Origin of the sequence: Arthrobacter cryoconiti, from assembly GCF_020905375.1 — a bacterium.
GTDB lineage: Bacteria > Actinomycetota > Actinomycetes > Actinomycetales > Micrococcaceae > Specibacter > Specibacter cryoconiti.
This window is the reverse complement of record NZ_JAJJBU010000004.1, coordinates 103,612-130,604: the sequence shown is the minus strand read 5'-3', so window position 1 is coordinate 130,604 and position 26,993 is coordinate 103,612. Positions and strand designations below refer to the sequence as shown.

Genomic DNA, 26,993 nt, shown 5'->3' with positions numbered 1-26,993 from the left:
ACTACACGGTGTAGTGTCACAATTATGGCAAACATTAGTTCCTCACCCACCCTTACAAACGACCCTGAGCCAGTATCTTCGCGGCGTCTGAATGTAATTTCACTCGTCCTAGTGTTAGGTGTCTTCACAACCCTCTTAGACACCACGATCGTGAATATCGCCCTTGATCACCTCCACACGGCGTTCAACGCCACAGTCACTGACACCCAATGGATTATGACTGCATATCTGCTGGCTTACGTAGCCGTCATACCTATTTCCGGGTGGACCTCAGAACGCTTTGGCACACGCCGGGTATGGATGTTTGCCGTGGCGGTTTTCATGCTTGGTTCATTGTTGTGCGGATTCGCCGATTCCCTCCCAACCCTCATCGCTTTTAGGGCGCTACAAGGGTTGGGCGGAGGAATGGTCTTCCCACTCACCATCACATTGCTGACCCGGGCAGCTGGCAAGGATCGACTCGGACGGGCAATCGCAACGATTGGACTGATCGCGCAGATTGCGCCAATCCTCGGGCCCATCGCCGGTGGATCAATTGTGGAATCGATCGGCTGGCACTGGCTGTTTTTCATCAACATTCCCTTGTGCCTCGCCGCCCTCGTGCTGGCACCCCTTTTCCTTCCTCGAGAGCAGGCCGGCGCGGGACGTCCGCTGGACATCGGTGGGCTCTTGCTACTGACTCCGGGTGTTGTTGCTTTGGCCTTCGGCATCAGTCAAGTCGGTGGTGTGAACGGGTTTGCAGCTGTGGAATCTTGGCTTCCGCTGATCCTAGGTGCCAGTGCGCTGCTCGTTTTCACACTCCGTTCCCTGCGGTCTAAGACTGCCGCGCTGATCGATGTGCGGGTCTTTTCTCGGCGCAGCTTCGGAATCGGCAGCGTCATTACGTTCGTCAGCGGTTTTTCAATTTATGCCTTGATCTTCCTGCTCCCGCTCTTTTACCAGCAGCTACGCGGCAACTCCATCATGGAGACCGGCTTCCTTCTCATTCCGCAAGGTCTTGGCACTATATGTTTCATCCTTTGCTCTCGACATCTCGTGGCGCGCATCGAGAACAGGCTCGTCATCGTCATCGGAGTCCTCGCCACCATGGTGGGCATCCTGCCTTTTGCGCTCGACGGGCTCAACGGAGCCAACGCTTTACTTCTTGCTGGGCAGTTCCTTCAAGGCTTCGGGATGGCGGCCGTCTCCCTTCCCGTTATGACCTTGGCTTTCACCAGCCTCAGCCATGCCGAGACCCCTCGCGGCAGCGCAGCCTTTAGCATCGTTCAGCGCGTTGGAGCGCCCTTCGGTGTCACAGTCATTGCTGTGCTGTTTCAGCATTTTCTTACTGATTCGAGCCCCGCTCAGGCTTTCAGCACTACTTTCTGGTGGATCTTTGCTCTAAGTGCCGTTCCGCTCATTCTTGCTTTCTTCCTACCCTCGACCACTAGAGACCACACAAAATCCAAGTGAGCACTCCGTCGGCAGCAGCAATGAAGCAGGCCAGATTCAGACTTATCCCAGTTTGATGTTGTCAATAAGCCGGACGGGGCCCACCTTGGCAGCGATCAGGGCCAGGGCCTCTCCGGTGAAAGGGGTGTCCTGGCAATTTTCGGCGCGAACCTGCAGAGTTTGCGGGTCCACCACCTCCAGATAGTCCAATTCCACCCCTGGTGTCATATGCACCAGTTCCTCTGCGGAAAGAATATCCAACGGCTCATGAGCATCTGCACGACGCCGCAATAGCCGCAACGCACGCGAGAGGATGAGTGCGCTTTCCCGCTCTTTGGCCGAAAGGAAACGGTTACGGCTAGAAAGCGCCAGCCCGTCGTCGTCCCGAACTGTGGGTACGGGAACAATGTCCACCGGAAAATTGAGGTCAGCCACCATGCGCTTTACGAGCGCCAACTGCTGGGCATCCTTTTCACCAAAATACGCACGGTAGGGCAGTCGCCCATTTTTGTCCGGCTCCGTCAGGCCCGCCTCTGGTCGTCCGGCATGAAGGAGCTTGGCCACCACTGTCAGCGCACCATCGAAGTGGCCGGGGCGCGATGCTCCTTCGTGCAGATCTCCCAGCTTGCCGGCAGTGACTCGCACCGCCGGCTCTCCGGACGGATACATCTCTTCCACTGCGGGCGCAAACATGATGTCCACCCCGGCATCCTCGAGGAGCATCAGATCGGCCTCCGTAGTGCGAGGATACCGATCCAAGTCAACGGCGTCGCCAAATTGCAGCGGGTTCACAAATACACTCGCTACGACGACGGCGTTCTCGGCCACCGCTGCCCGCGCCAGTGCCGCGTGGCCCCGGTGAAGAGCACCCATGGTAGGCACAAACCCCAGAGTGCCGGGGTTGGCTGATTTCTTTGAACCCAGTAACTGTGCGCTAGCAACCTTGAGCTGTGCAAGCGTGGAAACCTTGATGATAGCCATAGAAGTCACTTTCTTCAGATGGTAGAAGCCGGGCCGGTCAAACCGCCGTCGTCCGTGCCCAAAGCTGCCTGAACGGCCAAAAAAGAGTCTGCGGAGAGCAGACCACGCCGGGCCGCCCGCGCCGCCGTGGCAGCGGACATGGCCAGGTAAGCGTCAAGGATGTCTCCGGAGCCGGTGTCCAGTGCGTGCTCACGCAGCGCCTGACTATGGGCTCCAACAGTTCCGGCGTCGCCACGGGCCACAGGTCCCGTCAGTGCCGACTCACCCGAGGCCAGCGCATTTTCCAGCGCGGCACGTAACAAGGGCCCCAACATCTGGTTGGGTGCGTCCACGCCGATGTCACCAAGTATCTGCGTTGCCTGTGCCACCAAAGTGACCAGATGATTTGCGCTGTGAGCCAGCGAGGCGTGGTAAAGGACACGGTCGGCCTCAGCGATCACAACGGGCTCGGCACCCATTTCCACGACCAGCGCTTGGGCGATCGGCAGCATGGCCGGATCCGCTGTGATACCGAAAGTGCAATCTAACAAACGGGTCAAGTCCAGGCTCATACCTGTGAATGTCATGGCCGGGTGCAACGCCAGAGGAATACCACCGGCCAATTTCACGGGCGCGAGCACGGAGGTGCCATACCGCCCAGAGGTGTGAGCAACCAGTTGCCCTACTTGCCAGGCACCCGTTTTAGCCAGCCCGGACACAAGCTCCGGCAAGGCGTCGTCGGGCACCGCCAACAGGACCAACTCGGCACGCTCTAGAATTTGTGGAATCTCCAGCACCGGGACACCCGGCAGCAACAGTTCTGCCCGCTCCCTGGATTCGGCGGAGACCGCTGACACCCCCACCACAGCATGTCCGGCACCGCGCAGGGCAGCACCCAAGACGGCGCCAACCCTACCGGCACCAACGATTCCAACGCCAAGGCGTCCGGGCTTAATCGCCATTTTCTCTCTTCTGCCTTTCGGATGGCCCCTGTTCACGCGATACCAAGCGCCGGGCCGTTGCCGCTCGCACGGCTTGTTCATCAAAGAGACGCCTTCCGGCGTCGAGGTCCATGTGGTGCACGAGCGGACGAATCGGGCCCGGCGTGGAATGAAGTTCAAAGTTGACCAATCCAAGGGCCGCCATGAGCGGACCTTGGTTCAAACTCAAGGACTGGGTGCGCTCGTGCGGAACCACTTGCAAGCGGCGGAAGATGACTCCGTGGCGGCACAGCAGGGCAGTGGACGTGGCCCTGTAGGCGTTGTAACGCCACGCCAACGGATCGATCCAGATCGCGCTGCGCGGACTGTGGACAAATCCGTGCTTGTTGCCTGGACCACGTAGGCCAGCGGTGAACACTGCAATGGGATCATCCACTCCGGGGTCCACGAAGACCAGAGCCAGCACAGCCATGACCTCGTCGATTGTTCCCGCGGGAAGTAGAACAGTGCGGGATCCATTCTCGGATCGATCGTGCCCATACCCCGCCACATTGACGTGCACCCGATACCAGCCAAACGGGCGCCAAAACGGGCCCTGGCTGATACCCACCGCTTGAACACGTCCGGACGGAATCGTTTGTGAACGGGTTTCAAGCATGCCGTAGTGCAAGCGGACGCCATCAGGAGAGATAGCTACACGAAAATTGAAGTCACCCGTGATGGCCTTCCAATAGGAGGCGGCCACGCCAAGAAAAATGGGAAGGAAAGCAACTAAGACGCCAACCTCTCCGCTCCAAACCGTCAGCCATACTGCCCCGGCACTAACGATCAGTGCCACTACAGTGAGATTGCTAAACACTGTGGCTCCAATGATCCGTCCAGGAGAAAGACCCAAAATGTGCTGCTCCGGTGCCTCCGGAACTCGGCTGGGTTCCTGCAGGTCCACCTGGACCCCCGCGGCACGCGCCAAAATGGCTGCCCGCAACCGTTTTGCCTCGTCCAACTTCAAGAAAGACAGCCGGAAAGCCGACTTCCCGCCGTCGGCCACATCAAACTTCAGCTCAGCCAACCCAAAGACGCGCGCCACTAGCGGTTGCACCACATCGATGGCCTGAACCCGATCAATACGGGCCCGCCGCTGTTGGCGGAAGATCACACCAGAATTGATGTGAACGTGCTGATCCGTCACCTGGTAGCGGGTAAACCGCCAGGAGAGGTAAAAGCCGATGCCAAAGACCACTATCGCAGTCCCCACGACCCCAAGGATCACGAGGGTAGGGGCAATGCTGGCGCCAGAAGACTTTCCACCGCCCCTGAAAAAAACTTGCTCTAAGGAGTTACGGCCAAAGATAAACAAGACGGCCACCACTGCCACCCAGCCGCGGACCAGCGGTGAGACGGGGTGTACTCGGTGCCAGAAGTCGGCGCTGTCGGTATGGAAGCCCCCCGCCAGGCCAGGAGTACCCGAAGGAGGAAGATCGCGTTGAGGCTGCCCTTGCGTGCCGCTCACAGTCCGGCCAGCTTCGCCTCACCGAGGGCGGAGAGCTGTTCGCGCAGCCTGTCCGCCTCCGCCGCTGGGAGCCCATTGATCAGGGCGTTGGTACCGGTGGACGCCGTGTGCAGGTGAATTGTGCTCAGCCCCAACATGCGTTCTAACGGACCCATCGTGACGTCGACGTATTGCATGCGCCCATAAGGAACCACCATGAGCTTGTGGAACATGATGCCTCCGCGGATCAGCAGATCCTCATTGCGTTCGGCGTAGCCAATTGCGTGGACCTGCCGCGGCACCAAGACAAGCGTCCATACAGCTATCACCAACACCACGGAAGGCAATCCCCACGCCAGCCACGCCGGGAAACCCATCCACACGCCGGTGGTTGCCAGGATCAGTGGCAGCGAGAGCAACGCTAAAAAGACCAGCGCACCCCCCGTTTTCTCAATGAGGCGGGCCGCGATCAGTTTTTCCGAAACCGGCAAAAAATCTACATCACTCGGATCAATGGCACTGCGACGTTTAAGCAAACTCTTCCTCACCATGACCTTCACGCTTGTCACGTGGTTTTACTGGAGGCTCCATGTCCTCTGGGGGAAGTTTGCAAAAGCGTTCCACCACAAACCCGGTCACCACCATAACCAGCCCACCGGCCATCATGATGCCGATATGCCAGATGACGCCAAGTTCAGCGCGCAAGGAAATGGTGGGCAACTGGTCAAAAAGGATTCCGGCATGCCAGCCAAACAGAACCGCTCCGGCATAGGCACAAGCCTGTGCCAGCACCACTGTTCGGGCTGCCAACAGTGGGTCTAGATGCCGGTCGCGCTTGCCATCGCGCCAGCGACGAACCTTGAAACCAAGAAACAGACAGACCACTACAATCAGGCCCATAGTGATCAACGAGCTCAGCGGCAGCACAGGCAAGGCCATGCTGGCCCGAGCCGTCAATTCTGTTGCGATCCAGCCGGCCACCGCCAGTACCACTGCGGTGGCGCCCAGCCATGCAGGCCGAATGGTCCGCATTGTGCTCCTCATCGTTGCCTCACCATTATGATTGCTTGCCCTGGTCCAACCGTAGCGTTTATTTCCCGCTCCGGCTCGATTAGTTCCTTGAGAAGACGGAGAAACTTGCTACCTAGTTCAGACCAGCGGTGACTCTTCATCTAACTCATCCATGGCCGCATGCCCTATCCCCGACATATCCCCTGCAACGGCAGCGAGTTCTACCACCGGCTGGCCAGCCAGCATGGCGCCAGGGTCCATAAGGGACCACGGATACATGACAAAGGCTCGTCCGGCAGCACGTGGGTGTGGAAGGGTCAATTCGGGGTCATCGCTATGGAGATCCCCATAGCTAATGATGTCGATGTCCAGCGTGCGCGCCCCCCAGCGAACCGTGCGTTCACGGTGGTGTGCCAGCTCCACGCCCTGACAATGAGCCAGAAGTTCATAGGGATCCAGGGTCGTATCCACGGCAATGACCATATTCAAAAAATCGGGTTGGCCTTCCGGGCCGCCCACGGGTTTCGTGGAGACCACCGGGGAGACGTCCACCAGACGCACCTCAGGGCGGTCCACCAGATCGCCGACGGCGGAGGCGAGAGTGCCGCGCCGTTCCCCTAAATTACTGCCCAGTGCCAGAATCACACGCGTCAGAGCTCCGGTGGCGTTCATGTGGCTCCTTGGTCATTCCTGCTACGAAAAACGTTGATGCTGACGTCACCAAAGGGTACCTGGATGGGAGCTTTGGGTTTGTGGACGGTGACCTCAACTGCGTTCACCATGGCGTATCCGGCAAGAATTTTCTCCGCGATGCGCACGGCGAGTGTCTCAATGAGGTCAAAGGAATCGCCGCGGATCATGGCAGCGATGTCTTCTGCCACTTCACCATAATTTGCCGTCTTACTCAGCTCGTCACTGGCAGCTGCCGGGCCAAGGTCCGCGTGCAAGACTGCATCCACCGTAAACGGTTGACCGTCGCGCTTTTCGAACTCGAACACCCCGTGGTAGCCAATTGCCGTGATGCCCGTCAGGGCGATGGTGTCGTCCCGGGTCACAGTGTGTCTGCTTGAACAAGCTTGCGGGCTTCACGGTTCCGCTTGCCCATCAACAATCGCGAGGCGACTTTTGTGGCGTCCAGGCTGGCGTCGACGTCGTGCACCCGTACACCCCACACGCCCTGCGCCGCGGCAAGAGCAGTGGTGGCTGACGTCGCGTCGTCGCGCTCCTTCGGCGCAGCAGCTTTTCCAGCGGAAGTCAGCAGCGAACCCAAAAAGCGTTTCCTCGAGGTGCCAACTAGAACCTTGTTACCCATCTGCGCAACACGATCCAGATTGGCCAGTAGTTCCCAATTTTGTTCGGCGTTCTTAGAAAACCCGATTCCCGGGTCAACAATGATCATTTCCGGCAACACTCCGGCGTCGTAGAGACGCTGGCGTGTCTCGGAGAGTTCACGGATCACGTCGTCCACAACGTCGTCGTACTGGGTCAATGAATCCATGGAGCGGGAATCTCCACGGCTATGCATAAGCACATAAGGGATATGACGTTCAGCAATTAGTGCGATCATCTCCGGGTGGACATGCGCGCCGGAAACATCATTTATCAGCCCAGCACCAGCGTCCAGCGCCAATGCTGCCGTGGTGGCATGACGTGTGTCCACGCTGACGAGCGCACCCGCTTTGGCTAGGGCTTCCACAACGGCCAAAATGCGGCGCTGCTCCTCATCCTCGTCGACCTCCTGCGCCCCGGGACGGGTGGATTCGCCTCCCACGTCGATGATGTCTGCTCCGCCGTAGAACATGCGCAATCCATGGGCAATGGCGGTCTCAGTTGAGTTGTACTCACCGCCGTCACTAAAGGAATCAGGCGTGCAATTAAGTATCCCCATCACAACAGCTCGCTCGGTCGGCAAGGAGGCGAAAGTAGCCCTAGCGGAACGAGCTCGGAGCACGGGTAGCGGAGAAGTTGCCGGACCTGTGCCCGGGGCGGCTGCGAGTGAATCCATCGTGTGTTTAGTTACCTTCCAAGAATCAAGCTCATTGCTTCAGCCCGGGTTGCGGGCTCATGAAGTATGCCGCGCACGGCACTGGTGACGGTTTTTGCCCCTGGCTTGCGAACACCACGCATCGACATGCACATGTGTTCGCACTCAATGACGACTATGGCGCCACGGGGCTTCAAATGCTGGACCAACGAGTCAGCTATCTGGCTGGTCAGACGTTCTTGGACCTGTGGACGCTTGGCATAGATATCCACCAAACGGGCCAATTTGCTCAGCCCGGTCACCCTTCCATCAGAGGAAGGGATGTATCCAACGTGAGCACTCCCGTGGAACGGCACCAGATGGTGCTCACACGTCGAGTAAAACGGAATGTCCTTCACCAGCACCATCTCCTCATGGGAGATATCAAAGGTGGTGCCCAGAACATCCGCCGGATCCTGGTGAAGCCCGGCAAAAACTTCCGCATAGGCCTTAGCCACCCTCTTCGGGGTGTCGGTAAGTCCGCTGCGTTCCGGGTCCTCCCCTACTGCCAGCAGAATCTCACGGACCGCCCGCTCAATGCGGGGGAGGTCCATGTACCCACCCTGACCATCTGTTGGATGCTCGGGTAAAGAGTCGTGTTGCTCGTCATCAAAATCAGTCACAGCAGACAGCTTAGCCGTCCAGCGGGGTATCTGTTCCGGAGTCTGAGCTCGCTGTCCCTGATGGGCGCTGGTGCTCATTTCCTGGAATCCCGCTGTCATAAGGACGCTCAACGGCCGGGCGAGCCTCCGCAGGAGGCAATGTCTGGTCCTGATTTTCCGTCTCCGCTAGTGCAGCAGCAGCCGCGGCGCCAGCGATCTGCGCCAATTCCCGGCTGGACTGTACAGGGGCAATGTGCTGGACCGGTCGAGTTTGCTTGGACAACCAGATGGGGCGCACGACGGGTTTTTGAACGTCAGCTGTGAGCCTGGCAACATCTGCCTGATTCAAGGTCTCTCGCTCCAGCAGTTCCAGTGCGATCCTGTCCAAGATCTCACGGTTGACGGTGAGAACGTGATGAGCCTCGTCGTGGGCCTCGTCGAGGAGACGTCGGACTTCATCATCGACCATGGCAGCGAGCTGGTTAGAAATGATGGATGCAGCCTCCCCGCCTCGTCCGGACATGGGATCCCCGCCACCGCCATGAACCTTGATGGTGCCAACGCGTTCGCTCATGCCAAACTCGGTCACCATTCGCCGAGCCGTGGATGTAGCTTGTTCAATGTCGCTTGAAGCGCCAGTGGTGGGGTCGTGGAAGACAATCTCCTCCGCGGCACGGCCACCCATGGCCCACGCCATACGGTCAAGCAATTCATTGCGGGAGTATCCCTGAGGGTCCTCATCCGGGACCACCATGGTGTAGCCGCCAGCGCGACCACGGGGCAAGATGGTGACCTTCGTCACTGGCGGAGCATTGTGGAGCGCAGCAGCCACCAAAGCGTGACCGCCTTCATGGTAGGCGGTGAGTTTACGGTCGCGTTCCTTTTGGACACGGGTGCGCTTTTGCGGTCCACCCATGACCCGGTCAATCGACTCGTCCAGTGCCCGGTCATCGATGAGCTGGGCGTTGGAGCGGGCGGTCAGCAGCGCTGCTTCGTTAAGAACATTGGCCAGGTCGGCGCCGGTGTAACCAGGCGTCTTCTTAGCCACTGCGTTCAGGTCCACACCGGGAGCCAACGGCTTGCCCTTTGCATGCACGGCCAGGATTTGCTCACGGCCCAGACGGTCCGGAGCCTCGACAGGGATTTGTCGATCAAAACGACCCGGGCGTAGCAGCGCGGGGTCCAGTACGTCTGGCCGGTTGGTCGCGGCGATCAGGATGACGTTTGTCTTGACGTCGAAGCCGTCCATTTCCACCAGGAGTTGGTTCAGTGTCTGCTCGCGTTCGTCATTTCCCCCACCAATACCGGCCCCGCGGTGGCGGCCCACGGCGTCGATCTCGTCAACAAAAATGATGGCCGGAGAGTTGTTCTTGGCCTGCTCGAAGAGGTCGCGGACACGCGAAGCTCCCACACCAACAAACATTTCAACAAAGTCTGAGCCGGAAATCGAGTAAAACGGCACACCCGCTTCACCCGCCACTGCACGCGCCAGGAGAGTTTTACCGGTTCCGGGAGGGCCATAGAGCAGAACACCCTTGGGAATCTTGGCTCCCACGGCGGTGAACTTGGCAGGATCCTGCAAGAAATCCTTGATTTCATGCAGTTCTTCGACGGCCTCGTCGGCTCCAGCGACGTCGTCGAATGTCACCTGCGGGTTGTCCTTAGTGATCAACTTCGCCTTGGACTTGCCAAACTGCATGACCTTGGATCCGCCGCCTTGCATGCGGGAGAACAGGAACCAGAAGATCAGTCCGATCAGTACGAACGGAATGAGCAAAGAAAGTATGCTCGACCAAAAGTTATTGGACGCAGGCTGGTCATCGAAGGTGGTGAGCTTCGCATTATCAATGGCTTCCACCATGGTCGTAGCCCGGTAGCCACCAAAGAAGAACTGCACGTTCTTTCCGACGTTGCTGCCGTTGGCGGGAGTGAAATCGTCTTTGAGGACCATGTCCACTCGGCCTTCAGAACCAAAGACCTTAGCGGAAACCACTTTGTCGCTCTTGAGCAAAGTCAAAGCGTCTGAAGTGTTGATCTTGCTCGGGCCGCCGCCGGTCAATGTGGCCATAGCGGCCGCGATGAGGACAACCACCACAATGATCCAGATAAATGGACCCTTGAAGAGTTTCTTGACTTTCATGTGTTCGGGGCCTGGCCCCGTCCCTCCCGCTCAACCAAATGTGAAAAAACGAACTGCGGCAGACAAACTAAGCCGCACGCGCGCGCTACAAGTTTTACACCGTTCAGAGTGCAACACGTACGGGAACGGCCAATAGTTCCCTCTGGGCATAACGCATTTCTAGAAACGCTAAGAAAAAATGCACCCGTTTCTGCTGTGCGCGCCTGTTCAAATGTTCAAACATGCGCGCACAGCAGAGACGGGCGCAGGCAAAAAATTTATGCGCTCTCTACCAAGAACTACTCGTAAATATGCGGCGCGAGCGTACCAATGAAGTCCAGGTTGCGGTACTTCTCGGCAAAGTCCAGGCCGTAGCCGACAACGAATTCACTGGGGATCTCATAGCCAACGTACTTGACGTCGATCTCAACCTTGGCGGCGTCGGGCTTGCGCAGAAGTGCGCAGATCTCCACCGAGGCTGGCCCGCGCGAAATGAGGTTCGCTTTGAGCCAGGACAAGGTCAGACCTGAATCGATGATGTCCTCAACGATCAGCACGTGCTTGCCCATGAGGTCCGTCTCCAGATCCTTCAAGATACGAACCACTCCGGATGACTGGGTACCGGAACCGTAGGAAGATACGGCCATCCAGTCCATGGTTACGTGACTGTGCAGTGCGCGGGAGAGATCGGCCATGACCATCACCGCACCCTTGAGCACGCCTACGAGCAGAACGTCACGACCGGCGTAGTCCGCATCGATTTGTGCTGCCAGTTCCGCTACCCGGCCCTGGATCTGCTCTTTGGTGTAGAGAACGTGCTTGAGATCGGCTTGGACGTCTTGTGAATCCACCAATGGCTCCTGAATGTGAAGGTTTATGACTGACTTACTTACGATTACTATTTCCAGCAGCGTCTAAGGACTGCGTCTAAAGACTAGCTTCCCATAGCCTGACGCATCTTGGAGAACGCCCTTAGCGCGTGAAATTCGCCAAACACTGACTTTTCCCGCCATTTGCACAGGACCTGCCGAGCCCTTGCGTTCCAGTAGCGATGCGGCACCAACCAGCCTCTCATAGCTGGGCTGCAGCCCACCCAGTTCGACCACGGCCAGTGCCAAGACCCTCATTCGCAGGGCCGGGGCCAGCGCCCGCAACGCCTCTTCGTTCAATCGCACTTGCGCGTCATCGGCCTGCGAAGCGGGCACATGTTCGCTAATGCGTGCGTATTGCTCACTTGCAAGCTCATCGAGGAAGTCTGCATCGTGGCCAAGGATTGAGGCGGTGCGGGCCAGCGACTCGGTGACAGCCGGACCAAGCTCAGCCCGCAGAAACGGCAAAACAGTATGGCGCACACGTACGCGCAAATAATTCTCATCGCTGTTTGCAGGATCGTGCCACGGATCTAGATCCAGCGCCTCACATATGGCCAATGTCTCATCACGGCGCAGTCCTAGGAAAGGCCGGGCATATAGACCACGACGTTCTCGCATACCAGCCAGCGATCGGGGGCCTGAACCCCGCGCCAGGCCGAGCAACACTGATTCGGCCTGATCGTTTTGGGTGTGAGCCAGCAGCACCGTCTCGGCGCCAAGATCCCTGGCAGCCTCTTCCAACGCGGTAAAGCGTGCCGCTCGTGCTGCGGCTTCTGGTCCGTCTCCGCGGTTTTCCACTTCCACCTGGCTCACCCGGACCGGGTCCAGGCCAAGGCTGCGCAACTGGCCAGCCGTGCGCTGGGCAACTTCCGCGCTGCCGGCCTGCATTTGATGATCGACGACGACGGCGCCCACTTGGATCTCGCCACGGCTAGCGAAGAACGCGGTGACAGCAGCCAGCGCAAGGGAATCCGGACCACCGCTGCATCCCACCAGAACTAGCGGCGGGTGCTGTGTTGGAGTGTACTTTCCGGTTGTGGACAGTCCCAATAGTTCAGCCACCATTTTGCGGGCCTTGCCCACCGTTGGATCCAGCCGACGGCGAGGAAGACTCGGCGCCGTGCCGTTCTCAGATCCCACGATCTATAGCCCCATCCGGTCCACCCACAGGCGGGCACTGTGGATTTCAGCTTCTGTAGGGAGGTTTCCCTCCTGTCGCCAGACGGTATTAAAACCATCCATGCCAACCAGCGCCACCACCTCGCGGACAAATTTCGCGCCATCACTGTATTGACGCATTTTTGCATCGAGGCCCATGAGGTTTCTAATGAACTTCTCGATGACGCCCCGGTCCTTGCCTCGGCTGTTAAAACGCTGCCGGATGGTGCGCACCGACGGTACTATCTGCTGGTCCACGCCGTCCATGACCACGTTGGCATGGCCTTCGAGCAGGCTCATGACTGCGGTAACTTGGGAAAGCGCCGCCATTTGTGCGGGGTCCGAAAGTAAGTCCAAGACGCCGCCACGGCTCGGCACATTTTCGCCTTGCTGGTCCGGCTCGCCGGATCCTTTGTGATCACCCTTGCCGATTTGTCCGCCCAGCGACTTGGCTGCCTGGCGAATCCGCTCGCCTAGATTATCCGAATCTCCGACCAGCAACCCGCCGAGCTTTTCGATTTCGCCGAGCATGTAGTGGCGTAGCCACGGTGCGGCGGCGAACTGCACTCTGTGCGTTTGTTCATGGAGGCACACCCACAAGCGAAAGTCGCTCGTATCAACTTTTAGTTCGCGCTCCACGGTGATGATGTTTGGCGCCACCAGCAGCAACCGTCCGCCGGGCGCTGTTGGGGCAACACCGCTGGCAGCGCTGTTGCCCCCATGTTGCCCTAGCGCGGAAAAGGGATCGTACTGGCCCAAGACCTTGCTGGAAAGAAATGCGAGCGCGGCACCCAGTTGAGCACCAGTGATCGTAGAACCCACAGCGGCGGGTCCGGTGCCTTTCTGTGTCGTGGCCGCCTTGGCCGCCAGAGCACCCATGATGGGGTCCATCATGACGGCGAAGCTTTGTGTATTGGCCTTGGCCCACGAGGCACGGTCCACCACCAGCACTTCGGAGTCGCGCAGATCGTGTGCAGCATCCAACTTACTGATCTGATGAACGTGCTGGACGGATTTTTCGGCCATGAGATGCAGATTCTCCACCGCTTTGGCAATTTCTACGCCCGTCATTACCGGACCTGCTGGGGAAAGTTTCGCCGCGGTAGCGGCGGCTAGCTCCCAATTGACCATTCCAGCAGTGGCAGAGGGGGATGTCGGTGCACTCGATTGCGGGCTCATGTTTCCCATCAGATCACATTTCTCGCACGCTAACCCAAGTGCGCCGCAAACGGCTAAGTCCTGGAGCTAGCTCTTGGCTAGAACAGTTGCGGCAGCGTCGATGGTGGGGATGGCGGATGCCGGCCCAGCAGTCAGGTTGTTGCCCATGATGGAGAACACCAGCAACCGCCCCTGGGCGTTGAGCACATACCCGCTCAAGGCGGAGACCGTGCGCAACGTCCCCGTTTTCGCCCGGACTACTCCGGCGGCCGATAATGAAGGAGCCGAAGCGAATCGCCCGTTCAAGGTCCCATTCAATCCTGCGATCGGCAAGCCGGCCACGGCCTGGCCCACGTCAGTTCCCTCACTCGCGAGCAGGAGAGAAACAGTTTTGACAAGATCGTGGGCGCTGATCAAATTCCCTAGCGCCAACCCGCAATTGTCCACCATGGTCACCGCGTCTAAAGACAGTCCTAACCCCGTGAGGACGCTGCGGACGGCTTTGGTGGCTCCAACAGCGCTTCCCGGTTGCTTTTCTTTCACAGCCACCAGCCGGCCCATCACTTCAGCTAGGTAATTATCTGATTCGACGAGTAGATACTGCACTTGTGCGGCGACTGTCGCCGATTCCACCTTGGCCAATACGTTGTCCGTGGCGGTCGAGGTGCGTGTGATGGTACCCGTGGTGGCGACCCCCGCCTTTTCCAACGCTGCGGCGAAAGCTGTAGCCACGGCAATACCGGAGTCCACCGGACGCGGTGCCGGCTGGTTTGGTGCCGTCCTTCCCGCGTAAAGAGCCATGGGGTAAATCGGGGCGATCTCCCCGGCATTGACGTCTTCGATATCCCAGCCCGGATTCAGCGCCGGACCGCTAAAGAGGGAATCGTCAATGGACAAGGTGACAGGTCCCGCAGTTCCTGTTTTTGCTAGTGCGACGGCGGTTTCCCGGGCCAGCGTTTCGAGGCCGGCATGGCCCATCACGGCGGAGGGTTTGCTCTCGCCCTCAGCCAGCATCGCGTCCCCGCCAGCTCGCAGCACCAGGCTCCCCGGCGTCGTCCCCGCCAAGACCGTGGTGCTCATGCGTGTGGTGGCGCCAAGCGATTTCAGCGCCGCAGCCGAGGTGAGCAGTTTCAAGTTCGACGCCGGTATGCCCGGCTCCTCGCCGTCCTTGCTGTAGAGAGTCTGGCCTGTGATGGCGTCACTGACCTGCGCGCTAAACGTACCGCCGTCGAACGCCAGCGCAGTATTGAGGTCCTTCGCCAACTGTGCGGGATCGGGAAGAGGAGCCTGCGGCGAGACCGAGGAAATCCCCTGAATGGCGCTCAGGGAAGTGGGTGCTAACTGAGCTGCGGGGAGGACGCTCACGACCGCCGGCTCATTCGCCAGCAGCACCGGGACCAGGTTGATACCCACCGGGACCGTGATCGCAGCTAGAGCAAGCACCAACAGTGCACTCGTCACGGTTCTTGACGTGCGTCCCATACAGCGGCTGTTTCCTGTTCATGGCGGGGCCCGGCAGTCACGGCGCACAGGCAGATTTACTCCCGGCCAAATGACTCGGGTGGAAAGTGGCAGAGTTTCGGCCCAGCAATGTCGGCCTATATCCTGATATGGAGATTAGTTTACGCGATGGGACGCTTGCGGCCGCGCCACCGTCGCCGCACCAGCAGCACAGCACGACCAGCACGACCAGCACGACCAGCACAGCCTAGACAGGGCCGCCAACATGATCAGGAGCACTAGATGAAGCACGACGTCACCATTGAGATCCCGCGTGGATCACGCGTCAAGTACGAAGTCGACCACGAGACCGGCCGCGTGCGCCTGGATCGTGTGCTCTTCACCTCCATGCAATACCCCGCGCATTACGGCTTTTTTGATAATACCCTCGGCGAGGATGGCGACCCTCTGGACGCGTTAGTCTGGTACCCCGACGTCGACCTGTTCCCCGGAATTGTCATGGAAGCCCGTCCCATCGCAATTTTCAACATGGACGACGAAGCTGGCGGAGACGCAAAGCTCTTGTGTGTGCCTGCCGACAAACGCTTCGATCACATCCAAGAAGCCAGCGACTTGGACCCTTTCCTACTCAAGGAAATCGAGCACTTCTTTACTTCCTACAAGGATCTGGAGCCCGGTAAGTGGGTCAAGGCAGACGGCTGGTCTGACCGTGCGGGCGCAGAGGCCGAGCTGGAAGCATCCATCAAGCGCTTTGGGACGCAAGAGCACTAAACCCTTATTGCGAACAGTATTGTGAACGAGGAAGGACGGTGCCTCCACTGGGGTGCCGTCCTTCTTCGTGCCGCATCCTAGGGAATCAAGCTGATCCCCACATTGCGGGAGCGTTGGCCAAAACACCCCCAAAGGTGAGGGAGCGTTGGCAGAAAGTGGCCCTAAAGTAACCGAGCGTTGGCAGGGTGGGGGTTGAGGATGCTGTGCAGGACTGTTGCGGCACCGTCGTCGTAGACGGATGCCGTAACTTCGTTAGCAGCAGCCTGAATATGGGCTTCCGCCTGGCCCATGGCCACGCCTCGGTTGGCCCAGCGCAGCATTTCTATGTCATTTGACCCGTCGCCTACCGCCACTGTCCGGGAGGTGTGAATGCCTAAATGGGCCCGCAGCTTTTCCAGCGCTGTGGCCTTCGTGATGCCGGCGGCGGCAATATCCAGCCAGGCGCTCCACCCAACGGCATAGGTGACGCCCTGCAGTCCGGCAGCTTCGATGGCAGCTGTGAACTCGGCTGTGCTCGCTTCAGCACTGTTGACCACCACTCGTACTGCCTGCGCTTCTAAGAGGTGGTGAAAGTCAACGCCGCGGGCCATGATGCCAAAGCTAGGGTCTTGAAAACGGGAAGTGGAGAGAAAGTTGCCGTTGGCATCCTCCACCGCAAAACGCGCACCTGGAATCTTCTCCCGCAATGTGGTGAGGGCTGCGCGGGGGCTAAAAGTCTCACGGTTGATGATCTCGTAGCCAAGTTCCAAGGATGGATCCAGCCTTAGTGTCACACCACCGTTGGAACAGACTGCATAGCCACTAACCAGCCCCACCTGCTCAACTACGGGCAGCACTGCGCCTAGAGAACGTCCGGTGGCGATGATGACCTCGTGTCCAGCCTCCACCACGGCGCGGGCTGCCAAACGAACGGCGTCGCTCATGTTGCCGTCATGGTCAACTAAGGTTCCATCCACGTCGAGAGCGACGAGGCGGTGTGCGGATGTTGCAGCGGCCGGGGCTGCGATTTTCTGGTCATCGGTGCCAGAAACGGCGATTGTAAATGTCGTTGTCATGTATCAAGTGAACCAGAGAGAAGCCCTCTTGCCCTATGAAAGAGCCCACAGTTTACGTGAACGGCAGGTGAATCAATGCTGCACAAGGGTGGGTCAGTTCGGGGTCGATTGGTTCCGATTGGCGGATAGTACGATGCTCAGCTTGGACTTTAGCGTGCATTCAAGGAGGTCATCGGCGGTGGCATCCGATCCGTAGAATTCAGGTAGCCGCAAGCTGATGAGAGTGTTCATGAGCATGCCTTGGGCCAGGAAATCGCTGGCCTCCTGCGAACCCAGGCCAGCCTCGTCGCAAACTAGACGGTAAAGTGCCAAAAATGCCGCTCGCGCACGGGGGCCGATCACCGGTTCGTGTCCAGTGACGAACGACTGCATGAGCACCATTAAGATGCCACGGTCCTGGATCAGGTCGGCATAAGCACGCGCTAGTAGGCCCGTAAGCTCTCCCGCCCTGGTGCCTAGAAGATCCCCGTCCAACTCAGCTACTTGCACGCCCAGTTCTCCGGCGTCGTAGGCGGCAATGACAGCACGAAACTGAGTGAAGAGCTTCGCAAGCGCCCGGTCCATGGCCTCCAGAAACAGATTCTCTTTGGTGCCGAACATACGCACCACGTAGGGCTGGCTGATGGCTGCAGCACGGGCCACTTGGTCCGTCGTGGCTCCCGCATATCCACGCTCGCCAAAGACGACCGTCGCGGCGCCTAAGATCAGCTCGCGCCGCTCGGACGCCGGCATCCGGGGTGTCGGTACATTTTCGACTTTTTTGATGGCCACACTTGACATGTTATCAGTTGATAACTAAGTTCGATAATTAAGTAATCATTCGATTACCTCAATCTTTGAGACGTTAGGTTTCTCGTGAAACGTACGATTCCCGCCTGGCTCGCAATCACGGCTGCCTCAATCCCCGTTTTCATGGCCTCATTGGATAACTTGGTGGTCATCAACGCCCTTCCCGTCATCCACGAAAAAATCGGCGCAAGCGTGGAGGAATTGCAGTGGATTGTTAACGCCTACTCCCTGAGTTTCGCGGTTTTTATGATGCTCGCCGTCGGATTGGGCGACAGATTTGGACGCCGCCACGTCTTCGTCGCTGGCATTGCGATATTCACTCTCGCCTCAGCCGCATCCGCTCTTAGCCACGACCCCTCACAACTCATTGCTGCCCGCGCCTTCCAAGGCCTTGGTGCAGCTGCGATCATGCCACTTTCACTGACCCTGCTCGCAGGCTCCGTAAGTACCGCGCTCCGTCCACTTGCCATTGGTATTTGGGGCGGCGTGTCCGGAATAGGCGTTGCGCTCGGGCCGCTGATCGGCGGGGCCGTCGTCGAGGGGTGGAGCTGGCAGGCGATCTTCTGGATCAATGTGCCCATCGGCGTTATCTCGGTCGCCCTGGTGCTACTGGCGCTGCCAAACAGTTTCGGCGCCCGGGTTCGCGCCGACGTCGTTGGCCTGCTCCTTTCCGGCTTTGGGCTTCTGGGCTTGGTCTTCGGGATCGTCCATGGGAACGACGCCGGCTGGTCAAGTACCGAGGTTGTCCTACCTTTGGTGGGCGGTGGCGTGCTGCTGGTGGCGTTCGTACTGTGGGAATCCCACACCACAAACCCACTAATGCCGTTGCGGCTCTTCCGGGACCGCAGTTTCACCGTGGCAAATATTGTGGGCCTGACCTTCAGCTTCGGTATCTTCGGCTCGGTATTCATCCTGATCCAATTCCTACAGGTCGTCCAGGGATATAGCCCGCTAGAGGCCGCAATACTGACAATGCCGTGGACGCTGGCACCCATGGTGGTGGCGCCGTTGGCCGGTATGCTAGCACCACGGTTCGGGACACGCACACTCATCATCGCCGGAATGGCACTACTGACGGCCGCCATGGCTTGGCTGGCCACCACACTGTCCGTCGATGCGCCTTATGCGCTCCTGGTCCCCGGATTCGTGGCGGCTGGTCTGGGGATGGGACTAGCATTTGCCCCGATGGCGACGGCGATCCTGGCAAATATGAAAGAGGATGATCACGCCAAGGCATCCGGTACCAACTCCGTTTTACGGGAGGTCGGTGTGGCCTTAGGCGTGGCCGTTCTGAGCGCAGTATTTACTGGCGCGGGCGGACAGCTGACCCCTGGGGGCTACGTCGATGCCGCCATCCCAGCAGTCTGGGTAGGCTCCGCCGTTCTGGGGTTGGCTCTTGTTGCCGCGTTCTGGATGCCCTCCCTGCGCCGTTCCCGGGAGCTCGCTGAGCAACTGGCCGGAGTCGAACTCCAGGAACGCGTGGACGCATAAGAATACAAAAAACGAGTGAACGCCGGGTGAATATCCACAATGATGTGCACATTGTGGATATTCACCCGGCGTTCACTCGTTCGTGAATTTGAACGAGCTTACAGTACGGGGAATACTTCCAGTCCGCCCAAGTACTTCCGCAGTGCCACGGGGACGGTGACGGAACCGTCAGCGTTTTGGTGATGCTCCAAGATTGCGACGATCCACCGCGTCGTAGCCAACGTCCCGTTGAGTGTTGCAACAGCGCGGGTGCCAGCCTTGCCGCCGTCGTCCACGGCCATGCGTTCACGTATATTCAACCGGCGCGCCTGGTACGTGGTGCAGTTGGATGTGGACGTCAGCTCACGGTAAGCGGACTGTGTGGGAACCCACGCCTCGCAGTCAAACTTGCGGGCGGCGGAGTTGCCCAGATCCCCGGCTGCCGTGTCAATGACACGGTAGGGCAATTCAACCTTCGCCAGCATCTCTTCTTCCCAAGCCAGCAAACGCTGGTGCTCCTCGGCCGCTTTTTCAACGGTGGTGTAGACAAACATTTCCACCTTGTTGAACTGGTGAACGCGGATGATGCCGCGCGTGTCCTTACCAGATGCTCCAGCCTCGCGACGGTAGCAAGATGACCAGCCTGCGAACCGGATAGGTTCTTCAACGTCGATGATTTCATCGGAGTGATAGCCGGCCAGGGCGACTTCGGAGGTTCCCACCAAGTAAAGATCATCCTCCGCCAGACGGTAGATCTCGGCGTCGTGCTTGACGTCAAAACCGGTTCCAGCCATGGTTTCTGGACGGACCAACGTAGGCGTGATCATGGGCGTGAACCCGGCAGCTATTGCCTGATCCATGGCCATCTGTAGCAGCGCCATTTCCAAGCGCGCACCCACACCTTTGAGGAAGTAGAAACGTGATCCGGAGACTTTGGCGCCGCGTTCCATATCGATCGCACCAATGAGCTCACCAATTTCCAGGTGGTCACGGGGCTCAAAATCGGGGAATTCACGGGGTGTGCCAACAGTCTTGACAACTATGAAGTCGTCTTCACCGCCTGCAGGGACACCGTCGGAGACCAAATTGGGCAGCGCCCGGACAAGCGCGTCCGCAGTGGCACTAGCCGCCTCCGATGCGCTGGAGGCTGCTTTGACCGCCGTAGCCAGTTCCTTCACCTCTGCTAGTAGAGCCTGTTTTTCCTCGCCCTTGGCTGCGGCAACCCGCTTACCGAACACTTTCTGCTCGGAACGCAGGGATTCAAAGGAGCCGATCGTGGACTTCCGCTCAGCGTCTGCGGCGATGATCGCGTCCACAACGGACACGTCGGCACCGCGCACGCGCTGGCTGTCACGAAATTTTTCAGGGTTTTCACAGAGGTCTCTTACATCGATCACCTGCTAAGCCTATCCAATCAAAACAAGCCGAACCGCTATGGTTAGAGAATCATGCCTACTGAAGTCCTCGTCATCATCATTGTGGCCGCGTTCCTACTCATTGCTGGCTTCAGCTGGTTGGGGGTGCGCAAGCTTGCCCAAAAGCACACCCGAAGTGCCGTAGCGGAATCCCCGCACAAGGTCCAAACGCTCGCCCAGCAAGTAGTTTTCGTCTACAACCCCCTAAAAGCTGGCACTGAAGCTGCTAAGTCTCTACTGCTGCGTTCAACGTCCCTGGCTGGCTGGCCGGAGCCCATCTTCATGGAAACGACGGCCCAGGATCCAGGACATGCCATGGCAAAGGCAGCTCTGCTGGCCAAGGCCGACGTTGTCATTGCCGGCGGCGGAGACGGAACTGTGCGAGCGGTTGGCGAAACTCTGCGCCACACCGATGTGCCGCTCGGGATCATTCCGCTAGGGACGGGTAACTTGCTGGCCCGGAACCTGAAGTTGGATGTCAACGATATTGCTGCCAACGTACAGGTTGCCCTGTTTGGCCATCAAAGGCACATCGACTCCGGACTGATGGAGCTTGAGAACGAAGTCACGGGAAGTGTGTCTAAACACTCTTTTATGGTTATAGCTGGACTGGGCATGGATGCCGAGGTCATGAATGACACCAATAGCAAGCTCAAGAAGTCAGTGGGGTGGCTTGCGTACAGCGAGGCGGGCCTGCGACACATGGCGGGGCGGCGCAAAAAGATCAGCATTGCACTGGACGACCAGCCAGCGCAGCAGCGAAAGGTACGCTCCGTGCTGTTCGCAAACTGCGGACTACTGCCAGGTGGGATTGACTTCGTTCCCGGGGCCCTCATTGATGATGGTGTTCTCGACGTGGTGGTTGTCAGCCCGCGAAGTGCCATCGGCTGGCTCGCCATGGCGGGCAAGGTCGTATTCCAGCACAAGAATCACCTGCCTGTCATTGACTTCTACCGATCGCAGCAACTCGTCATCCGCACAGTTATGCCGGTGGAAACCCAAGCAGACGGCGATCCCTGTGGAAAAGCCACGTTGGTCAAGGTCCGGGTGGAACATCAGGCCGTGCTGGTGAGAGTGCCAGCTCCCAATACGCCGGCCTAAATCGCAGGAGACTGCGCCCGCAGCGTTGACAATTCTCTAGACGTTTTTGAAACTAGTCGGTTTCCGGGCGTAAGGACTGCTCCTTGATCAAGCGTTCTTCCTCATCAAAGCGCAGTTCGTTGGCTTCATCGCCCTCATCGCCCACCGAGGTATCCCTGCCTTCGTCGATACCGGGATTGACGATTTTTCCGTCGTCGTTACCATCCTTGATTCCCTGCGGATTCATTATGATGCACCTCTTCCCTACTGGCACCGGCAACCATCTGGCCGACATTGACTAGCTGATGCCGTCCAGAGAACATCCGGACGGTTATCCACAGCATAGGCTCGCACTTGAGATATCGAAAGAGCCCGCGCAAACCTCGTTTACGCAATCCATACCGTCTGCTCAGCGCAGCAGACTTTGCACCCATGCGTCGGCTTCGGCAAAGACTTCGTCGGAATCGTAGGGGCGAATCAGCGGCGCCTGCTGGTCAGCCCGCGGGTATGAGCCCAGGAACCGGATACCCGGACTGACCCGGCGAAGTCCACGGACGGCGTCGGCCACCCGAGCGTCACGGATATGTCCATCCACGTCGATGCTGAAGTTGTAGTGGCCCAGAAACTGTCCCGTTGGCCTGGATTCAATGCGGCTAAGGTTCACGCCCCGGCTGGCAAACTGCTCCAGAATATCCATCAAGGCACCAGGTCGGTCCTCTGGCAGCGGAATAGATAACGTAGTTTTATCTGCGCCCGTGGGCTCCGGCAAAAACTCAGACCCGCCTACCAGCACAAACCTTGTAACAGCGCCTGTGTTGTCTTCGATCCCTGCTGCCAGCACCTTTAGTCCCGTACGCTGTGCCACCAAGGAGGCACAGACTGCGCCCTGAAACGTTGGGGCGGCGCCGAGTAGTTCATAGGCAGCAGCCGCCGTGGAATTCGTCGCCACATGAGCCGCATGGGGAAGATGCTCGCCAAACCAATCGCGGGTCTGCGCCCAAGCATGCGGGTGCGTGCCAACGTCGGTGATGTCCTCCAGGCGCACGCCGTCCTTGGCTACTAGGACGAAGCTGACCGGCACCACCACCTCGTGCAAGATCCGCAGTTCCACGCCGTTGGAAATAGCGTCCAGGGTCGCCGGCACGCCACCCTCAATGGAGTTCTCAATCGGCAGCATCGCGGCGAAGGCTTCCCCTCTGCGCACCATTGACAGCGCCGAGGCTGCATTCGTAGACGGAACCCGCTGCGCATCAGCAGCAGCAGGCACCAGAAGTAGTGCAGACTCCGTGAACGTCCCTTCGGGACCCAAAAAGGTATATGGCAGGGGGGAAATACCGGGCACGTCGGTCATGGACAACCTATCTGAAAAGAGAATGCAGAAATTTAGAGCACACGCGGGGTTTCGCCGTTGCCGGAAACCATGGGCTTATCCGCTTCGAACCACGCGCCCATTCCACCCGCCACGTTGAACGCACTGTAACCATTTGCGTTTAGCCACGTAGTAGCGCGGAAGGAGCGCCCACCAGTGCGGCAAATAACGTTGACATCCACATCCGGGTCCAGGTCCTCGAGGCGTTCAGGGAGCTGCTCCAGGGGGATATGGAGGGCGCCGTCGATGTGCCCAGCTTCCCACTCGTAATCTTCACGGACGTCCAGAATGACGGCGTCGGACGCCAACTCGGAAACAGTGACGGTCATGATCTCAGACATGGAGTTTCTCCTACAGCTCTGTGGAACAGATTTTGGTTCAAGCCTAGCGCCCGAGGGGCCCGGTGCGAGCGCAGTGAGCGCTGGGAGGGCGGTAGGCGCTAGCGCCCGAGGGGCCCGGTGCGAGCGCAGTGAGTTGTGCTGTGCAAGCACTTTGGTGCGAAAATTGGTCAGTGAGCTCAAACGAAAGCCCAGCTGGCACCGCCCAGTCCGGCCAAGAACCCCGCGATACATCGTTCTTTGGACAGCCGAAAATGCTGCTCAATCTCTTCAGCGTCGAGCTGTGGGAACGCTTCTCCTTCTATGGCATGCAGGGCATTCTCGCCTACTACATGTACTACACCGTCACCAAAGGTGGCCTTGGTATCCCCGAGGCCACGGCCCTCGGGATCGTCGGCGCCTACGGTGGTGGTGTCTACTTATCCACCATTCTTGGTGCTTGGATTGCCGATCGTCTTTTGGGTTCAGAACGGGTGCTTTTTTATAGCGCCATTCTGATTATGGCCGGACACCTTTCCCTCGCTCTTCTCCCAGGTGCGTTTGGACTGATCGTTGGTCTCATTCTGATCGGTGTCGGCTCCGGTGGCTTGAAAGCCAACGCCACCTCGTTGGTCGGCACACTGTACGCCAAGGACGATGAGCGCCGCGATGCAGGCTTCTCATTGTTCTACATGGGTATCAACATTGGTGGACTCATTGGTCCGCTTGCGACAGGTTGGCTCCAAGTGAATTGGGGGTTCCATGTGGGCTTCGGTGCTGCCGCGGTCGGTATGGCCTTCGGTCTCATCCAGTACTCTTTGACACGCAAAAATCTGCCTGAGTCCGCACACCACATCGCCAATCCTCTTCCGCGGGAGCAATTCCTCAAGTTCGGTCTGTTGGCAGCGGCGGCTCTCGTCGTTATTGTTTTGGCTGTGGTCTTCAAGTTCATCACTGCGGAGAACCTCAAATGGGTGATCGTGGCAGTCGTCATCGTGGCCGCTATCGCCTACTTTGCAGTTATTCTCGCCAACAAGTCACTGACTGCCATTGAGCGCAGCCGTGTGTACTCTTTCATGCCACTGTTTTTGGCTAGTGCCGTGTTCTGGTCCTTGTTCCAGCAACAATTCACGGTGGTGGCTCTCTACGCGGACAAACGTCTGGACCTAAACGTCTTTGGGTGGCAGATGCCGCCAAGTTGGGTTGCCTCGATCAACCCGGTTTTCATCATCATCTTCGCCGGTGTGTTTGCTGCACTATGGACAAAATGGGGCAGCCGTCAGCCCGGCACGCCGCTGAAGTTCGCTGCGTCTTTGGTGGTCATGGGCTTGGCTTATCTGACATTCATCCCGTTCGCGGGTTTGGTTTCCGTGCCGCTTTATTCGATCGTGATCATCTTGCTGCTGTTCACGATGGCTGAGCTGCTGCTCTCACCCGTAGGTCTGTCCCTCGCGACCAAGTTGGCTCCGGCAGCGTTCCAGACGCAGATGGTGGCGCTGTTCTTTTTGTCGGTCTCCCTGGGTACGGCCATGTCCGGTGTGCTGGCGCAGTATTACAACCCTGCTAACGAGACGCCGTACTTCCTCGTGGTAGGTCTAGTCGCGATTGTTTTTGGCATACTGGTTTTCGCAGCAAACAAGCCCATCAAGAAGTTGATGGCCGGAATCATGTAAGCCCACTTTAAAGTCCGACGGCGGCACTCACCTCACGTATTTGCGTAAGGGGGGTGCCGCCGTCGGACTTAAGAATAGATGTTGTGTAACTCTAATTTAGAGCCCTGGGAGCATAGACGAATATCCACTGCTATAGCTACCGGAGTCATTGGCCATGATGGCCAAACCGAAGATGAAGAACGCATACAGCCCGCCATAGATCACTAAGGCCAGGTAGTTGGTGATCAAGCCGGTGATGGAAAACGGTTTTCCCTGTGGGCTCTCTTTGGCCACGCCCATGTGACCGAGCACGATTCCCACAATCTGCGGAATGATGAACCAGCCAGCCACGAATAACGATGTAAGACCAATGATCATGCTGGCCAAGCTGAGTCCACGTGGGCCACTAGTGGCGTCTACGTAGCCGGGCCCACCCTGATAGTACGTAGGTGCAGCGAATTGGGGCTGCTGGAACTGCCCGCCTTGGGGTGCACCGTAAGGATTCTGTCCGTACGGGACCTTCCCGTAAGGGGATTGGCCGTACTGCGGCTGGGTTTGCGGCTGCTGGCCGTACTGTGGAGCCTGCTGCTCCTGACCATACTGTGGAGCCTGAGGAACCTGCTGCTCCTGACCATACTGTGGAGCCTGAGGAACCTGCTGCTCCTGACCATACTGTGGAGCCTGAGGAACCTGCTGCTCCTGACCATACTGTGGAGCCTGAGGAACCTGCTGCTCCTGACCATACTGTGGAGCCTGAGGAACCTGCTGCTCCTGACCATACTGTGGAGCCTGAGGAACCTGCTGCTCCTGACCATACTGTGGAGCCTGAGGAACCTGCTGCTCCTGACCATACTGTGGAGCCTGAGGAACCTGCTGCTCCTGACCATACTGTGGAGCCTGAGGAACCTGCTGCTCCTGACCATACTGTGGAGCCTGAGGAACCTGCTGCTCCTGACCATACTGTGGAGCCTGAGGAACCTGCTGCTCCTGACCATACTGTGGAGCCTGAGGAACCTGCTGCTCCTGACCATACTGTGGAGCCTGAGGAACCTGCTGCTCCTGACCATACTGTGGAGCCTGAGGAACCTGCTGCTCCTGACCATACTGTGGAGCCTGAGGAACCTGCTGCTCCTGACCATACTGTGGAGCCTGAGGAACCTGCTGCTCCTGACCATACTGTGGAGCCTGAGGAACCTGCTGCTCCTGACCATACTGTGGAGCCTGAGGAACCTGCTGCTCCTGACCATACTGTGGAGCCTGAGGAACCTGCTGCTCCTGACCATACTGTGGAGCCTGAGGAACCTGCTGCTCCTGACCATACTGTGGAGCCTGAGGAACCTGCTGCTCCTGACCATACTGTGGAGCCTGAGGAACCTGCTGCTCCTGACCATACTGTGGAGCCTGAGGAACCTGCTGCTCCTGACCATACTGTGGAGCCTGAGGAACCTGCTGCTCCTGACCATACTGTGGAGCCTGAGGAACCTGCTGCTCCTGACCATACTGTGGAGCCTGAGGAACCTGCTGCTCCTGACCATACTGTGGAGCCTGAGGAACCTGCTGCTCCTGATTGGGCTGAGGGAGCTGCGGTTCTTGGGCGCGGACCTGATCGACGGTCTGGGGAAGGTAGCCCGGGGGCGTGTAGCCCGCAGGGATGTCGGGTTGGGGCTGCGGTTGATCCGGCTGGTTGGACAATGCTGGCTCCTGCGGTAGCTGGGCTGCGGTAAGGCAAGCTGAAATGGTTACGGAAAACTTGCCTCCCATCGTAGTCCAGCATGCGCGCGCTGGGACACTCGAAGCGCATCGGCTCCGGTTTAAACTACGAATTGCACGTCCATACTGTGACAAATAAG

Annotated in this window: 27 protein-coding genes; 6 read left to right on the top strand and 21 right to left on the bottom strand. The window is 58.6% G+C overall.

The window, feature by feature from the left end:
- Nucleotides 1-24 precede the first annotated feature (24 nt).
- Entirely contained in the window at nt 25-1,452 is a 1,428-nt protein-coding gene (locus LOH53_RS03615) for an MDR family MFS transporter (protein WP_230066360.1), read from the top strand.
- Nucleotides 1,453-1,494: 42 nt separating this feature from the next.
- Here the strand turns inward: LOH53_RS03615 and panC are convergent, their stop codons facing one another.
- The 14 genes from panC to dacB all read right to left on the bottom strand — a co-directional run bounded on the left by panC (nt 1,495) and on the right by dacB (nt 15,246).
- Complete coding sequence (panC, locus tag LOH53_RS03610) at nt 1,495-2,412, bottom strand: pantoate--beta-alanine ligase (protein ID WP_230066359.1); 918 nt, start codon at nt 2,410-2,412, stop codon at nt 1,495-1,497.
- Between the two features lie 14 nt (nt 2,413-2,426).
- Nucleotides 2,427-3,353, bottom strand: a complete 927-nt coding sequence (locus LOH53_RS03605; protein WP_230066358.1) for a Rossmann-like and DUF2520 domain-containing protein — start codon at nt 3,351-3,353, stop codon at nt 2,427-2,429.
- The gene (locus tag LOH53_RS03600; protein WP_230066357.1) at nt 3,343-4,842 is read right to left on the bottom strand and encodes a PH domain-containing protein; all 1,500 of its coding nucleotides are present in this window, start codon (nt 4,840-4,842) and stop codon (nt 3,343-3,345) included. Before LOH53_RS03600 ends, LOH53_RS03605 begins: the two co-directional genes overlap by 11 nt.
- Nucleotides 4,839-5,372, bottom strand: coding sequence for a PH domain-containing protein (locus LOH53_RS03595; RefSeq protein ID WP_230066400.1), 534 nt, complete (start codon nt 5,370-5,372; stop codon nt 4,839-4,841). The genes LOH53_RS03600 and LOH53_RS03595 overlap by 4 nt, the downstream gene beginning before the upstream one ends.
- On the bottom strand, nt 5,350-5,853 hold the full coding sequence (locus tag LOH53_RS03590; RefSeq protein ID WP_230066356.1) for a DUF3180 domain-containing protein: 504 nt from the start codon (nt 5,851-5,853) through the stop codon (nt 5,350-5,352). Before LOH53_RS03590 ends, LOH53_RS03595 begins: the two co-directional genes overlap by 23 nt.
- 117 nt (nt 5,854-5,970) lie before the next feature.
- Nucleotides 5,971-6,504: a 2-amino-4-hydroxy-6-hydroxymethyldihydropteridine diphosphokinase gene (folK, locus tag LOH53_RS03585; protein WP_230066355.1), complete on the bottom strand. Its 534-nt coding sequence runs from the start codon at nt 6,502-6,504 to the stop codon at nt 5,971-5,973.
- Nucleotides 6,501-6,887, bottom strand: coding sequence for a dihydroneopterin aldolase (gene folB, locus LOH53_RS03580; RefSeq protein ID WP_230066354.1), 387 nt, complete (start codon nt 6,885-6,887; stop codon nt 6,501-6,503). The genes folK and folB overlap by 4 nt, the downstream gene beginning before the upstream one ends.
- Nucleotides 6,884-7,837 carry a dihydropteroate synthase gene (gene folP, locus LOH53_RS03575; RefSeq protein WP_230066353.1) on the bottom strand — a complete coding sequence of 318 codons (954 nt, stop codon included), beginning with the start codon at nt 7,835-7,837 and terminating at the stop codon, nt 6,884-6,886. The genes folB and folP overlap by 4 nt, the downstream gene beginning before the upstream one ends.
- Nucleotides 7,838-7,848: 11 nt before the next feature.
- Nucleotides 7,849-8,409, bottom strand: a complete 561-nt coding sequence (folE, locus tag LOH53_RS03570) for a GTP cyclohydrolase I FolE (protein WP_230066399.1) — start codon at nt 8,407-8,409, stop codon at nt 7,849-7,851.
- A 79-nt stretch (nt 8,410-8,488) separates the two neighbouring features.
- The gene (ftsH, locus tag LOH53_RS03565; RefSeq protein ID WP_230066352.1) at nt 8,489-10,597 is read right to left on the bottom strand and encodes an ATP-dependent zinc metalloprotease FtsH; all 2,109 of its coding nucleotides are present in this window, start codon (nt 10,595-10,597) and stop codon (nt 8,489-8,491) included.
- Nucleotides 10,598-10,875: 278 nt separating this feature from the next.
- Complete coding sequence (gene hpt / locus LOH53_RS03560; RefSeq protein ID WP_230066351.1) at nt 10,876-11,427, bottom strand: hypoxanthine phosphoribosyltransferase; 552 nt, start codon at nt 11,425-11,427, stop codon at nt 10,876-10,878.
- A 63-nt stretch (nt 11,428-11,490) separates the two neighbouring features.
- Complete coding sequence (gene tilS / locus LOH53_RS03555) at nt 11,491-12,588, bottom strand: tRNA lysidine(34) synthetase TilS (protein WP_326832733.1); 1,098 nt, start codon at nt 12,586-12,588, stop codon at nt 11,491-11,493.
- 3 nt (nt 12,589-12,591) lie between these two features.
- Nucleotides 12,592-13,794 carry a zinc-dependent metalloprotease gene (locus LOH53_RS03550; protein ID WP_230066350.1) on the bottom strand — a complete coding sequence of 401 codons (1,203 nt, stop codon included), beginning with the start codon at nt 13,792-13,794 and terminating at the stop codon, nt 12,592-12,594.
- Between the two features lie 57 nt (nt 13,795-13,851).
- Nucleotides 13,852-15,246 (bottom strand): D-alanyl-D-alanine carboxypeptidase/D-alanyl-D-alanine endopeptidase, encoded by a 1,395-nt coding sequence (gene dacB / locus LOH53_RS03545; protein ID WP_230066349.1) that lies wholly within the window; start codon nt 15,244-15,246, stop codon nt 13,852-13,854.
- Between the two features lie 261 nt (nt 15,247-15,507).
- Here dacB and LOH53_RS03540 point away from each other — a divergent pair, with 261 nt between their 5' ends.
- Nucleotides 15,508-15,996: an inorganic diphosphatase gene (locus tag LOH53_RS03540; RefSeq protein ID WP_230066348.1), complete on the top strand. Its 489-nt coding sequence runs from the start codon at nt 15,508-15,510 to the stop codon at nt 15,994-15,996.
- A 161-nt stretch (nt 15,997-16,157) separates the two neighbouring features.
- On the opposite strand, the gene LOH53_RS03535 is transcribed toward LOH53_RS03540, so the two are convergent.
- Both LOH53_RS03535 and LOH53_RS03530 read right to left on the bottom strand, forming a co-directional pair.
- Nucleotides 16,158-17,051, bottom strand: coding sequence for an HAD family hydrolase (locus LOH53_RS03535; protein WP_230066347.1), 894 nt, complete (start codon nt 17,049-17,051; stop codon nt 16,158-16,160).
- 93 nt (nt 17,052-17,144) lie between these two features.
- Complete coding sequence (locus LOH53_RS03530; RefSeq protein WP_230066346.1) at nt 17,145-17,822, bottom strand: TetR/AcrR family transcriptional regulator; 678 nt, start codon at nt 17,820-17,822, stop codon at nt 17,145-17,147.
- An 84-nt stretch (nt 17,823-17,906) separates the two neighbouring features.
- Here LOH53_RS03530 and LOH53_RS03525 point away from each other — a divergent pair, with 84 nt between their 5' ends.
- Nucleotides 17,907-19,331 carry an MFS transporter gene (locus LOH53_RS03525; RefSeq protein ID WP_326832732.1) on the top strand — a complete coding sequence of 475 codons (1,425 nt, stop codon included), beginning with the start codon at nt 17,907-17,909 and terminating at the stop codon, nt 19,329-19,331.
- A gap of 98 nt (nt 19,332-19,429) precedes the next feature.
- Here the strand turns inward: LOH53_RS03525 and serS are convergent, their stop codons facing one another.
- Nucleotides 19,430-20,707, bottom strand: coding sequence for a serine--tRNA ligase (serS, locus tag LOH53_RS03520; RefSeq protein WP_230066345.1), 1,278 nt, complete (start codon nt 20,705-20,707; stop codon nt 19,430-19,432).
- A 51-nt stretch (nt 20,708-20,758) separates the two neighbouring features.
- Here serS and LOH53_RS03515 point away from each other — a divergent pair, with 51 nt between their 5' ends.
- Nucleotides 20,759-21,826: a diacylglycerol/lipid kinase family protein gene (locus LOH53_RS03515; protein ID WP_230066344.1), complete on the top strand. Its 1,068-nt coding sequence runs from the start codon at nt 20,759-20,761 to the stop codon at nt 21,824-21,826.
- Nucleotides 21,827-21,878: 52 nt separating this feature from the next.
- Here LOH53_RS03515 and LOH53_RS03510 read toward each other — a convergent pair whose 3' ends face one another.
- The 3 genes from LOH53_RS03510 to LOH53_RS03500 all read right to left on the bottom strand — a co-directional run bounded on the left by LOH53_RS03510 (nt 21,879) and on the right by LOH53_RS03500 (nt 23,515).
- A complete protein-coding gene (locus LOH53_RS03510; protein WP_230066343.1) occupies nt 21,879-22,052 on the bottom strand; it encodes a hypothetical protein in 174 nt (57 codons plus the stop codon).
- Between the two features lie 162 nt (nt 22,053-22,214).
- On the bottom strand, nt 22,215-23,156 hold the full coding sequence (gene pheA / locus LOH53_RS03505) for a prephenate dehydratase (RefSeq protein WP_230066342.1): 942 nt from the start codon (nt 23,154-23,156) through the stop codon (nt 22,215-22,217).
- Between the two features lie 32 nt (nt 23,157-23,188).
- Complete coding sequence (locus LOH53_RS03500) at nt 23,189-23,515, bottom strand: rhodanese-like domain-containing protein (protein WP_230066341.1); 327 nt, start codon at nt 23,513-23,515, stop codon at nt 23,189-23,191.
- Nucleotides 23,516-23,685: 170 nt separating this feature from the next.
- On the opposite strand from LOH53_RS03500, the gene LOH53_RS03495 reads away from it, so the two are divergent.
- Nucleotides 23,686-25,164: a peptide MFS transporter gene (locus tag LOH53_RS03495; RefSeq protein WP_326832731.1), complete on the top strand. Its 1,479-nt coding sequence runs from the start codon at nt 23,686-23,688 to the stop codon at nt 25,162-25,164.
- A gap of 96 nt (nt 25,165-25,260) precedes the next feature.
- Here LOH53_RS03495 and LOH53_RS03490 read toward each other — a convergent pair whose 3' ends face one another.
- On the bottom strand, nt 25,261-25,521 hold the full coding sequence (locus tag LOH53_RS03490; RefSeq protein ID WP_230066403.1) for a hypothetical protein: 261 nt from the start codon (nt 25,519-25,521) through the stop codon (nt 25,261-25,263).
- Between the two features lie 81 nt (nt 25,522-25,602).
- On the opposite strand from LOH53_RS03490, the gene LOH53_RS16980 reads away from it, so the two are divergent.
- Nucleotides 25,603-26,853 carry a hypothetical protein gene (locus LOH53_RS16980; protein ID WP_407651403.1) on the top strand — a complete coding sequence of 417 codons (1,251 nt, stop codon included), beginning with the start codon at nt 25,603-25,605 and terminating at the stop codon, nt 26,851-26,853.
- The last annotated feature ends 140 nt before the right edge of the window (nt 26,854-26,993 follow it).

Excerpts from the sequence above, each read along its gene's own strand:
- LOH53_RS03535 (WP_230066347.1), bottom strand. The coding sequence starts at position 17,051 with ATGACAACGACATTTACAATCGCCGTTTCTGGCACCGATGACCAGAAA.
- LOH53_RS03590 (WP_230066356.1), bottom strand. The coding sequence starts at position 5,853 with ATGCGGACCATTCGGCCTGCATGGCTGGGCGCCACCGCAGTGGTACTG.
- folK (WP_230066355.1), bottom strand. The coding sequence starts at position 6,504 with ATGAACGCCACCGGAGCTCTGACGCGTGTGATTCTGGCACTGGGCAGT.
- LOH53_RS03605 (WP_230066358.1), bottom strand. The coding sequence starts at position 3,353 with ATGGCGATTAAGCCCGGACGCCTTGGCGTTGGAATCGTTGGTGCCGGT.
- folE (WP_230066399.1), bottom strand. The coding sequence starts at position 8,409 with ATGGACCTCCCCCGCATTGAGCGGGCGGTCCGTGAGATTCTGCTGGCA.
- dacB (WP_230066349.1), bottom strand. The coding sequence starts at position 15,246 with ATGGGACGCACGTCAAGAACCGTGACGAGTGCACTGTTGGTGCTTGCT.
- pheA (WP_230066342.1), bottom strand. The coding sequence starts at position 23,156 with ATGACCGACGTGCCCGGTATTTCCCCCCTGCCATATACCTTTTTGGGT.
- folP (WP_230066353.1), bottom strand. The coding sequence starts at position 7,837 with ATGGATTCACTCGCAGCCGCCCCGGGCACAGGTCCGGCAACTTCTCCG.
- LOH53_RS03550 (WP_230066350.1), bottom strand. The coding sequence starts at position 13,794 with ATGGGAAACATGAGCCCGCAATCGAGTGCACCGACATCCCCCTCTGCC.
- LOH53_RS03500 (WP_230066341.1), bottom strand. The coding sequence starts at position 23,515 with ATGTCTGAGATCATGACCGTCACTGTTTCCGAGTTGGCGTCCGACGCC.
- LOH53_RS03510 (WP_230066343.1), bottom strand. The coding sequence starts at position 22,052 with ATGAATCCGCAGGGAATCAAGGATGGTAACGACGACGGAAAAATCGTC.
- LOH53_RS03595 (WP_230066400.1), bottom strand. The coding sequence starts at position 5,372 with ATGGTGAGGAAGAGTTTGCTTAAACGTCGCAGTGCCATTGATCCGAGT.
- ftsH (WP_230066352.1), bottom strand. The coding sequence starts at position 10,597 with ATGAAAGTCAAGAAACTCTTCAAGGGTCCATTTATCTGGATCATTGTG.
- LOH53_RS03540 (WP_230066348.1), top strand. The coding sequence starts at position 15,508 with ATGAAGCACGACGTCACCATTGAGATCCCGCGTGGATCACGCGTCAAG.
- LOH53_RS03490 (WP_230066403.1), bottom strand. The coding sequence starts at position 25,521 with ATGATCATTGGTCTTACATCGTTATTCGTGGCTGGCTGGTTCATCATT.
- LOH53_RS03615 (WP_230066360.1), top strand. The coding sequence starts at position 25 with ATGGCAAACATTAGTTCCTCACCCACCCTTACAAACGACCCTGAGCCA.
- LOH53_RS03515 (WP_230066344.1), top strand. The coding sequence starts at position 20,759 with ATGCCTACTGAAGTCCTCGTCATCATCATTGTGGCCGCGTTCCTACTC.
- panC (WP_230066359.1), bottom strand. The coding sequence starts at position 2,412 with ATGGCTATCATCAAGGTTTCCACGCTTGCACAGCTCAAGGTTGCTAGC.